At 70.3% G+C, this 10109-nt stretch carries 11 protein-coding genes; all 11 read left to right on the forward strand.

What is annotated here, in order from left to right:
* On the forward strand, nucleotides 1–351 hold a 351-nt coding region (locus VIB55_RS06350), incomplete at its 5' end, for a hypothetical protein (protein ID WP_331875829.1).
* Between the two features lie 18 nt (nucleotides 352–369).
* Nucleotides 370–1107 (forward strand): hypothetical protein, encoded by a 738-nt coding sequence (locus VIB55_RS06355; protein ID WP_331875830.1) that lies wholly within the window; start codon nucleotides 370–372, stop codon nucleotides 1105–1107.
* A gap of 32 nt (nucleotides 1108–1139) precedes the next feature.
* Complete coding sequence (locus VIB55_RS06360; RefSeq protein WP_331875831.1) at nucleotides 1140–2009, forward strand: hypothetical protein; 870 nt, start codon at nucleotides 1140–1142, stop codon at nucleotides 2007–2009.
* Nucleotides 2006–3754 carry a DNA polymerase/3'-5' exonuclease PolX gene (gene polX / locus VIB55_RS06365; protein WP_331875832.1) on the forward strand — a complete coding sequence of 583 codons (1749 nt, stop codon included), beginning with the start codon at nucleotides 2006–2008 and terminating at the stop codon, nucleotides 3752–3754. The genes VIB55_RS06360 and polX overlap by 4 nt, the downstream gene beginning before the upstream one ends.
* Entirely contained in the window at nucleotides 3723–4415 is a 693-nt protein-coding gene (gene nth, locus VIB55_RS06370; protein WP_331875833.1) for an endonuclease III, read from the forward strand. The genes polX and nth overlap by 32 nt, the downstream gene beginning before the upstream one ends.
* 190 nt (nucleotides 4416–4605) lie before the next feature.
* Nucleotides 4606–6006: an asparagine--tRNA ligase gene (gene asnS, locus VIB55_RS06375; protein ID WP_331875834.1), complete on the forward strand. Its 1401-nt coding sequence runs from the start codon at nucleotides 4606–4608 to the stop codon at nucleotides 6004–6006.
* A gap of 625 nt (nucleotides 6007–6631) precedes the next feature.
* Nucleotides 6632–7204: an HD domain-containing protein gene (locus tag VIB55_RS06380; protein ID WP_331875835.1), complete on the forward strand. Its 573-nt coding sequence runs from the start codon at nucleotides 6632–6634 to the stop codon at nucleotides 7202–7204.
* A 178-nt stretch (nucleotides 7205–7382) separates the two neighbouring features.
* Complete coding sequence (locus VIB55_RS06385) at nucleotides 7383–7568, forward strand: hypothetical protein (protein WP_331875836.1); 186 nt, start codon at nucleotides 7383–7385, stop codon at nucleotides 7566–7568.
* A 194-nt stretch (nucleotides 7569–7762) separates the two neighbouring features.
* Nucleotides 7763–7966, forward strand: coding sequence for a hypothetical protein (locus VIB55_RS06390; RefSeq protein ID WP_331074704.1), 204 nt, complete (start codon nucleotides 7763–7765; stop codon nucleotides 7964–7966).
* A gap of 17 nt (nucleotides 7967–7983) precedes the next feature.
* A complete protein-coding gene (locus VIB55_RS06395; RefSeq protein ID WP_331875837.1) occupies nucleotides 7984–9228 on the forward strand; it encodes a sensor histidine kinase in 1245 nt (414 codons plus the stop codon).
* On the forward strand, nucleotides 9225–10109 hold an 885-nt coding region (locus tag VIB55_RS06400; protein ID WP_331875838.1), incomplete at its 3' end, for a sigma-54 dependent transcriptional regulator. The genes VIB55_RS06395 and VIB55_RS06400, both read left to right, overlap by 4 nt.

Consider the following 10109-nt stretch of genomic DNA (forward strand, 5'->3'; position numbering starts at 1 on the left):
CTCCTGTACATGGGGCCGTTCTTCCCCGCGTTCTTCCTGTGGGCGCGGCGATGGATGGACAAGATCGAGCAGCAGCATCCCGCCGTGCTGGCCGTCGATGTGGTGGCCGTGGTGCTGGCCGGCACGCGGATGATGGGCACGTGGCTGCCGTTTTCCGGGCACATGCTGTTCTACGCCTACGCCGGGCTGACCACCCGGTCCCGCGCCCTGCGGATGCTGATCGGCGTGCTGGCCGCGTTCGCCGCGTGGTTCAAGCTCGTCCTGTGGGACGATTGGCGCTCCTTCGGCCTGGGGATCGCGGCCGGGTTGGCGCTCAGCGCCGTCCGCCTGCACTGCACGAAAGCCGGTTGAACCATCATCCGCCACCTGATGAACTACTCGGAATTCGAGCGGCGCGCGCTGGAGATGTTCGAATCCATCCCGCCGGAGTTCAAGAGCGGGGTGGAGTACGTATCCGTATCGCGGGATACCGTGCCACATCCCGAGCTGCCGGACGTGTACACGCTGGGCGAGTGCGCCACGGGCGAGCTGGACCTGGGGATGGACCTTCCCGACCTCACGCACTCTGGCGTTCACCTGTACTTCGGCTCGTTCCGGGCGCTCGCGGAGATCGACGAGGAGTTCGACTGGGAGGGCGAGCTGTGGGAAACGCTCACCCACGAGATCCGCCATCACCGCGAATCCACCGCGGGCGAGGACGCGCTGGAGGACTTCGACTATGCGGCGGACGAGAACTTCAAGCGCCGCGAGGGGATGCCCTTCGATCCCCTCTTCTACCGCTCCGGCGAGCCGCTGGGCGACGACGCCTGGGACGTGGACGGCGACCGCTTCGCCGAGGTGCGGATCGCCGGGCGCGACTTCGACCGGCTGGACGAGGTGGTGGCGCAGCTCGGCGACGTGCGGGTGTCGGTGCCGCGCCCGGAGCGGCTGGTCGACGTGTGCTTCCTGTACCTGGAGGAGTTCGACGGTGGGCCGGGCGAGACCGCGGTCGTCCTTGTGCGGCGGCGCGGCGCGTGGGAGTCGCTGCGCGGACTGTTCGGCGGCGGCGAGCCCGAGGTGCTGGAGTACGCCGTAGAGCCGGGCGACTGGTTCCGCGTGGAGGGGTGACGGGCTACTTTCCGTCCCGTGGACATGAGCGTGTGCGCGAGAGCGAGGGGTGCGGCGTGGCTGACGAGGGCAAGGGTGGAACGGCGCGGCTGACGCCGTACGAACTGGCGTTCCTGGAGGGGGACTTCGAGTCGCGGGTTTTCCCCGCGATCGTCGACGAGGCGGGCGGGCGCGGCGAAGACCCGGGCCTGCGCGACCGCTTTCAATTCATCGCCGCCGTGGGCGACGCCGTGCGCGAGATCGTTCCGCAGGACGTGCCGCCCGAAACGCTGGACGAGTACCGCGCGCTGTTCTACCACGCCTTCAACTTCTGGCGCGCGGGTCGCCGGACGTTCGTGATGGATGCGCCCGTCGCCCGCTACCTGGTCGAGGCGGCGCCGCGGCTGGAGCGGTGGGAGCTGGCCGCCCCCGCCGACGCGTTCTACCTGCAGCTTCCGCCCAACCTGTTCTGGGCCAGCATCAACCCCGACCAGCAGCCGGAGCCGGTGGACGGGTTCTTCGTCACGCTGGCCACCGAGACCGACGCGCGCGGGGCGCCCTTCCAGGACCTGCAGGCACTGATGATCCTGGGCATCCACCGCAACCGGCCTGGCTTCAGCGTCATCCCATTCGATTGCGAGATCGGGCCGGGCATCCCCACCGTCTGGTCCGAGCCGGGGCGGGAGAATGGGCAGGACTTCGAGAACGTGCTTCCCGGCGGCGACATGGCCGGGCTCTACTCCATCCTCACCGTCACCGAGGCGCTGAAGCTGATCGGCCGCGTGCTCTGGTACGTGGACCGCCATCCCGAAGACATCGTCCCGGAGACGGCGCCGGAGCGGCGATTGGAGGATCGGCCCGGGTCGCCGCCGCTGTCACGGATGGACTTCCTTCGCGTGCGCTTCGGCGGGGCGGGGGCGTGACGGCGCGCGAGGCCGCCGCGGTCCTCTCCGAGATCGCCATGCTGCTGGAGGTGGTCGGCGGCAACCCGTTCCGCGCCAAGGCCTTTTCCTCCGCCGCGCGGGCGCTGGAAACCTCGACCGCCGACCTTCACCAGCTCGCGGCCGCGGGGCGCCTGCAGTCGCTGGCCGGCGTGGGCGAGGGGATCGGCGCCGTGCTGGAGGAACTGGTGGGCACGGGGACGTCGGGGATGCTGGAGGAGTTGCGGGCGAAGACGCCGCTAGGCCTCTACGACCTGATGAAGATCAAGGGGCTCGGCGCCAAGCGCATCCGCACGCTGTACGCGGACCTGGGGATCGATGGTCTGGATGCGCTGGAGAAGGCGGCGCTCGCGGGGAAGATCGCCAAGCTCCCCGGGCTGGGCGCCAAGACGGAGCAGAAGATCCTGGAGGGGATCGCCTTCGCGCGATCGCTTCGCGGGCGGCGGCGCTACTACCAGGCCATCGAGGCCGCGGCGGGGCTGCTGGAGCTCGTGGAGGGCCTTCCCGGCGTCGTCCAGGCGCGCGCGGCCGGGCAGGTGCGGCGGCGGCTGGAGGTGGTGGATTCCATCGACCTCGTCGCTTCATCCGACGATCCCGCCGCCGTCCTCGCCGCCTTTCGCGCCATCCAAGGTGTGGCATCGGCCGACGACGATGACGCGGACCACCGCGCCGAGGTGACCTTCGCCGATGGGCTCACCGCGCGGCTGACCTGTGTTCTTCCCACCAGATTCGGCGCCGCGCTCGTCTGGGCGACGGGAAGCGACGAGCACCTGGCGCAGCTGGCTTCGCGTGCGGAGGAGCGGGGGCACCGGCTGGACGCCGACGGCTTGGCGAAGGGAAACCGGCTCGTCGCGACCCGAGACGAGGAAAAGGTGTACGAAGTGCTCGGGCTGGCGTGGATCGCGCCCGAGCTGCGCGAGGGGTGGGGCGAGGTGCAGGCGGCCGCGGACGGCACGCTGCCCAAACTGGTGGAGGCGGAGGATCTGCGCGGCACCTTCCACTGCCACACGACGTGGTCGGACGGCCGGGCGAGCGTGGCGGAGATGGCGCAGGCGGCGCGCGAGCGGGGCTGGGCGTACCTGGGCATCGCCGACCACTCGCAGGCCGCCGGCTACGCGGGCGGGCTCCCCCCGGCGGCGGTCCGGAAGCAGCACCGCGAAATCGACGCCTGGAACGCGGAGCACGGGGGGAAAGGGAAAAAGCGCTTCCGCCTGTTCAAGGGCGTGGAAAGCGACATCCTGGCCGATGGGCGGCTGGACTACGACGACGACGTGCTCGCCTCGTTCGACTACGTGGTCGGCTCCGTGCACTCCGGCTTCCAGATGCCGGAGCGTGAGATGACGGACCGGCTGATCCGCGCCGTGTCGCATCCGCGCATCACCATGCTGGGCCACGCCACCGGCCGCCTGCTGCTGAAGCGCGACGGCTACGCGGTAGACGTGCGGGCGGTGATCGACGCTGCAGCGGAACACGGCGTGTGCGTGGAGATCAACGCCGATCCCCACCGGCTGGACGTGGACTGGAAGAACGCGCGCTACGCCGCCGAAAAGGGGGTGCTGGTGCCCATCAACCCCGACGCGCACTCCACGGGCGCGCTGGGCAACGTGCTGTACGGCGTGAATGTCGCGCGCAAGGCGTGGCTGACCGCCCCCCAGGTGCTGAACACGTGGGAACTGGAGCCGCTGGAGGAGTTTCTTGCCGAGAGAAAGCAGAAAAGCGCGTCGTGAGCGCCTGAGGACGATCATGGAGCGGCTGGCGAAAACCTATCCCGACAGCCGCTGCTCGCTGGACTACCAGGACCCGCTGCAGCTGACCGTCGCCACCGTGCTCTCCGCGCAGTGCACCGACGCCGCCGTGAACCGCGCCACGCCGGCGCTGTTCGCGCGCTTCCGCACTGCCCAGGACTACGCCGCCGCCTCGCAGGAGGAGATGGAGGAGTACCTGAAGTCGCTCAACTTCTTCCGCAACAAGTCGCGGTCGCTGATCGGGCTGGGGCGCGCGCTGGTGGAGCGGCACGGGGGCGAAGTTCCGGTGGATCTGGATGCCCTCACGCAGCTTCCCGGCGTCGGCCGCAAGACGGCCAACGTCGTGCTGGGCGTGGGATTCGGCGTGGCGGAGGGCGTCGTCGTAGACACGCACGTCAAGCGCATCGCCGCGCGCCTGGGGATGACGCGCGAGGAAGACCCGGAGAAGATCGAGCAGGACCTGCTGAAGCTGCTGGACGAGGGCGACCGGGTGATCTTCACGCATCGCCTGATCGACCACGGCCGGGCCACCTGCACGGCGCGCCGCCCGTTCTGTGAGCGCTGCCCCGTGGCGGACCTGTGCCCCACCGCACCCGCCCTGTATCGCACGCCCACTCCCGCCCTGGCGAAGTCCATCACCTGAAAACTAGGATCACGCGGAGGCGCGGAGAACGCAGAGGAACAACGGAGGCACCCTCTGCAGTTCTCCGCGCCCTCCGCGCCTCCGCGTGAGACCGTAGTTCGTCCGTAGTCGCGCGCCGTACTCGATCCGTGTACATTCTCACGCGCCAACACGCATACTCACGAGATAGTCAGACTCCCGCATCCGAAGCATGAGCCGCACACCGATCTCGCAGCTCCTGGCCGGCGCCGTCCCCGCGGGCCAGGCGGTGACCGTCAAGGGCTGGGTCCGCACCCGCCGCGACTCCAAGGCCGGCCTTTCGTTCATCCACGTGCACGACGGCTCCTGCTTCAATCCCGTGCAGGTGGTGGCGAACCGCGACCTGCCCAACTACGCGGACCAGGTGCAGCGGCTGACGACGGGGTGCTCGGTGTCCATCGAAGGCGAGGTGGTGGCCACGCCCGGACGTCCGCAGCCCTTCGAGATCCACGCGCGGAGCGTCGAGGTGCTGGGGTGGGTGGACGATCCCGAGACGTACCCCATCCAGCCGAAGCAGCACTCGATGGAGTTCCTGCGCTCCGTCGCCCACCTGCGCGTGCGGACCAACACCTTCGGGGCGGTGGCGCGCGTGCGGAACTCGCTGGCGATGGCGGTGCACCGCTTCTTCCACGAGCGCGGCTTCTTCTGGATCCACACGCCCATCATCACCACCAGCGACGCCGAGGGCGCCGGCGAAATGTTCCGCGTCAGCACGCTGGACCTGGCGAACCTCCCGCGGACCCCGGAGGGCGGGGTGGATTTCGGCCAGGACTTCTTCGGCCGCTCGGCCTCGCTGACGGTGAGCGGACAGCTGAACGTGGAGGCGTACTGCATGGCGCTTTCCAACGTCTACACGTTCGGCCCCACCTTCCGCGCGGAAAACAGCAACACCACGCGCCACGCGGCGGAGTTCTGGATGATCGAGCCGGAGATCGCCTTCGCCGACCTGAACGACGACGCCGACCTCGCCGAAGACTTCCTGAAGGCCATCATCTCCGACCTGCTGAAGGAGCGGCAGGACGACATGGAGTTCTTTGACGAGCGCATCCAGAAGGGCGTCGTCAAGCGGATGGAGGACGTGGTCCGCACACCATTCGAGCGGATGGAGTACACCGAAGCCGTCCGCCGGCTGGAGGCATCAGGGAAGAAGTTCGAGTTCCCCGTCTCCTGGGGCGTGGACCTGGCCACGGAGCACGAGCGCTACCTGAGCGAGGAGCTGGTCGGCGGCCCGGTGGTGGTGATGAACTACCCCAAGGACATCAAGTCCTTCTACATGCGCGTGAACGAGGACGGCCGTACGGTGCGCGCGATGGACGTGCTGGCGCCGGGCGTGGGCGAGATCATCGGCGGGTCGCAGCGCGAGGAACGCCTGGACGTGCTGGATGCGCGCATCGCGGAGATGGGGCTGGAGGCCGAGGCGTACTGGTGGTACCGCGATCTGCGCCGCTACGGCACCGTGCCGCACGCCGGGTTTGGCCTGGGGTTCGAGCGGATGATCATGTACGCCACGGGGATGGCAAACATCCGCGACGTGCTTCCGTACCCGCGCACGCCGGGCAGCGCGGACTTCTGAGGGCCGTCACCCGGCCGGGCTGGGGCGACTGAAGTCGCGGCTGGAAAATCACGAAGTCCGCCTTCGCGGACTGCGCGGGAGAGTTCGGTGCGTCAGGCAGTGAACGGGTGCCGCATCAAACCCAGTTACCGCCCCACCGCCTGTCATCCCTGCGGGTGCGCACCAAACCGGTCCGTGCACCACGGCTTGTCATCCTGAGCCCCAGGCGCACCAAACCGGCCCGTTCTCTATCGCGCGCGGGGCGAAGGATCTAGCCGCGGATGCGTACTAGCTTGGGCGCGGTAGCGGTCACCCATACGGAGGCCTCGGCCGTGCTGGGGCGACTGAAGTCGCGGCAACGAGGGCCTGAAGTCCGGCCTTCGCGGACTGCACGCGTAGTCGAGCGCGCGGCCCCAGCGGACGCGCACCGGGCTGGCTCCCTTCCCCCGCGCAGTTTGCGGGGGAAGGGCTGGGGATGGGGGGCGGCCGCCGCATGCGAACCACCCCGCCTGATCCGGTATGACGTTCTCCCGCTCCGCGCCTCGCTCCATCCGGACCCAACACCGCCGAATGGACGAACCCCCGCCGCCGGGGTACATTGGCGCGCCCGAGGACCACGGAAGTCGACGAACCCGGACCGGAGCCCATGCCCGACCTTCCCAGCCGCGACGAAGCGCTCGCGCTGATGCACGATCACGTGGAAAGCGAAAGCCTGCGCCGCCACATGTACGCCGTCGAGGCCGCCTGCCGCGCCTACGCCCGCACCTTCGGCGCCGACGAGGACACCTTTGGCCTGGCCGGGCTGCTCCACGACTTCGACTACGAGCGCTGGCCCGACGAGCACCCGCTGCGCGGCGCCGAGATGCTGCGGGAGCGCGGGTACCCCGAACCGGTCGTGCGCGCCATCCTGGCCCACTACTCCGCCCGCACCGGCGTGGTGCCCGAGTCGCGCCTGGAGCGCACCCTTCACGCCTGCGACGAGATCACCGGCCTGATCACCGCCGCCGCCCTGGTGCGGCCCAGCCGGTCGGTGATGGACCTGGAGGCGAAGTCGGTGCTCAAGAAGATGAAGGACAAGCAGTTCGCCGCCGGCGTGGACCGCGACGACGTGCGCCGGGCCGCCGAGGAACTGGGGGTGGAACTCGCGGAGCACGTGCAGTTCGTCATCGAAGCCATGCGCGGCGTGGCCCCCGAACTGGGACTCGCGGCGCCGGCCTGACCCGCCGCCGGGGAATCCCGAGATCGTCCATCCGCAATAGCTCTGATACGTGGTTCGTATCAGGGCTATTGCGCTTCAAGAGTCCGGAAAAGCAGGCCTTGCGGAAGGCGGTTGATGTTGATGGCAATTGTACTTACTTTTCGGAAGCGAGGATGAAAAATCCCAGTATGCATCCGCCATGTCGTTGATCCTGATCGCGAGCCTGGCCACCGCGGGCGTGGTGGTGCTCGCGGGCCGGCGGGCCCTGATGCCGCGCTGCCCGCGCTGCCGGAGCAAGGAGTGGGACCGGCGACTGTGCGCGCCCCTGCTCTTCTGCCGCCGCTGCGCCAGCCGCATCGACCACGCGGGCAAGCTGTACAACTGATCCCGGCCCCAGGGCCGTTCCTTCCGCCGCGGCGGTGCTCCCCCTGGGGAGCGCCGCCGCGTTCGCATCCTCCCAATCCGTTGCGGTGCAAGCAGTTGCAGCCGGGTGTGGACGAGCCCTCGCGCGGCGGGGGCCCGTGTGTTACTGTGTGAGGGTGGGCAGGGAAGGCATACCGATTCTCACGGGAGGAACGAATGAGGAAGCCGGTCAGCAAGCACGCGCTGAGGCGCGCCCTGGAGCAGGCAGCCAGCGAGGGGCTGGTCCAGTGGGAAGAGCCCACGGCCGCCGTCGTCGACCGCGTCTGGCACCTGATTTCCCGCGAGGCGCTGGACGGCAAGCCGGCGACCGGCGGAACACGGGCGGTCGCCGCCCGCCGCCGTCAGCCCGCCGCCGTCTGACCCCGGCGCGCGCTGCCGTGCCGGCGCCCAGCCGTACCCCGAGCCCCGGCCCCGGCCGGGGCTCGTTGCGTGGCGAGCTGCTGTTCAACCTCACCTTTCTGGGGCTGGCCGCCGCCCTGCTGGCCGCCGCCACCCGCACCGTCATGCTGGCGGCGGCGCCCGGCTCGGCCTGGCTGCTGGTGCTGCTGGTGCTGGCCGACACCGCCGCGTTCGTGCTGCTGGCCAACCACCTGATCGTGCGCCTGGTGCTGCGCCCCGTGCAGGCCGCCGTCGCCACCGCCGAGGCCGTGGCCGGGGGCGACTACGAGCGCCGCGCCCCCGCGGCCGAGAGCCACGAGATGGCCGCGCTTTCCCAGGCGCTGAACCGCATGACCGACCAGCTGCTCGACAACCAGCAGCGGCTTGCGCACAACGTCCGCTCGCTCGACGAGACCAACCGGCGGCTGCTGGGCACCGAGCGCGAGCTGGTGGAGGCCGAAAAGATGGCCGGGGTAGGGCGCCTGGCCGCGGGCGTGGCGCACGAAATCGGCAACCCGCTGGCCGCGCTGATGGGCTACGCGTCGGTCCTGCGCCGCCGCGGGGCCGATCCCGAGCTGGTGGGCGGTCTGGAGTCCGAGGCCCGGCGCATTGACCGCATCGTCCGCGGGCTCCTGGAGTACGCCCGCCCCGCGCCCCGCGAGCGCGAGCCGGTCGACGCCAACGAGTCCATCCGCCGCGCCGTGCACACCCTTCGCTCGCAGGGGCTGCTGGACGGCATCGACGTCGTCCTCCACCTCGCGGACGGACTTCCCCCGCTCAGCGGCTCGCCGCACCTGCTGGACCAGGTGTGGGTGAACCTGCTCGACAACGCGCGCCGGGCCATGGAAGGGCGGGGAACCATCACCGTCACCACGGCGCTGGAGCAGTACCGCCCCGAGCGCCCGCTCCCCACCCGCCGCGCCGACGACCCGCCGGGGATCTCGTACGCGCACCTGCGGCGCCCCCGCGCGGCCTCCATCCGCGACCCCCACCGCATCGACGCCGATACCGAGACGCTGCGGGTGAGCGTGGAAGACACCGGCCCCGGCATCTCGCCCGAGGCCGCCGACAAGGTGTTCGACCCCTTCTTCACCACCCGCGCGCCCGGCGAGGGCACGGGGCTGGGGCTTGCCATCGTCGCGAGCACGGTGGCAGACTTCGGGGGGCGCGTAGAAGTGGCCGCCGCGCCGGGCGGCGGGGCCGCCTTCGTCCTTTCCCTTCCCACCAGGCGCCACCAGAGTTGAGCGACCGCCGGGTTCTGGTCATCGACGACGAGGCGGGGCTTCGTCACACCCTCCTGCTGATCCTTCGCGACGAGGGCTACCACGTGCTGGTGGCCGAAGACGGCGAGGCCGGGCTGCGCCTGGCGCTGGCCGAGCACCCGCAGCTGGTGCTGTGCGACGTGCGCATGCCGCGCATGGGGGGGCTGGAGTTCCTGGAGCGGTACGTGGAGGCGGGCGGCACCGCGCTCGTGGTGATGATGAGCGCCTACGGCGCCCTGGACCAGGCGGTCGAGGCCATGCGCCGCGGCGCCTACGACTACATCTCCAAGCCCTTCAACGCCGACGAGGTGATCCTCACCCTGCGCAAGGCCGAGGAGCGCGAGCAGCTTCGGCGCGAGGTGGCGCGGCTGAAGAAGGAGGTGGGCGAGGTCGCGGGCTTCGAGGAGGTGATCGGCGTGTCCGCGGCCATGCGCGAGGTGACGGACCTGGCCGCGCGCGTGGCCCCGTTCCCCTCCACCGTGCTGCTGACCGGTGAAAGCGGAAGCGGCAAGGAGGCCATCGCGCGGGCGGTGCACCGGGCATCGGCGCGGCGCGAAAAGCCCTTCGTGGCCGTCAACTGCGGCGCCATCCCCGAAAACCTGCTGGAAAGCGAGCTGTTCGGCCACGAGAAGGGCGCCTTCACCGGGGCCGACCGGGCGCACGAGGGGTTGTTCGAAGAGGCCGACGGGGGAACGCTCTTCCTGGACGAGATCGGCGAGATGCCGCTGCCGCTGCAGGTGAAGCTGCTGCGCGTGCTGCAGGAGCGCACCATCCGGCGGGTGGGCGGCAGCGGCGAGCGGCCGGTGGACGTGCGGGTGCTGGCCGCCACCGCGCGCGACCTGGTGGCCGAGGTCAAGGCGGCG

Origin of the sequence: Longimicrobium sp., assembly GCF_036554565.1 — a bacterium.
In the GTDB taxonomy this organism is placed as follows: Bacteria; Gemmatimonadota; Gemmatimonadetes; order Longimicrobiales; family Longimicrobiaceae; genus Longimicrobium.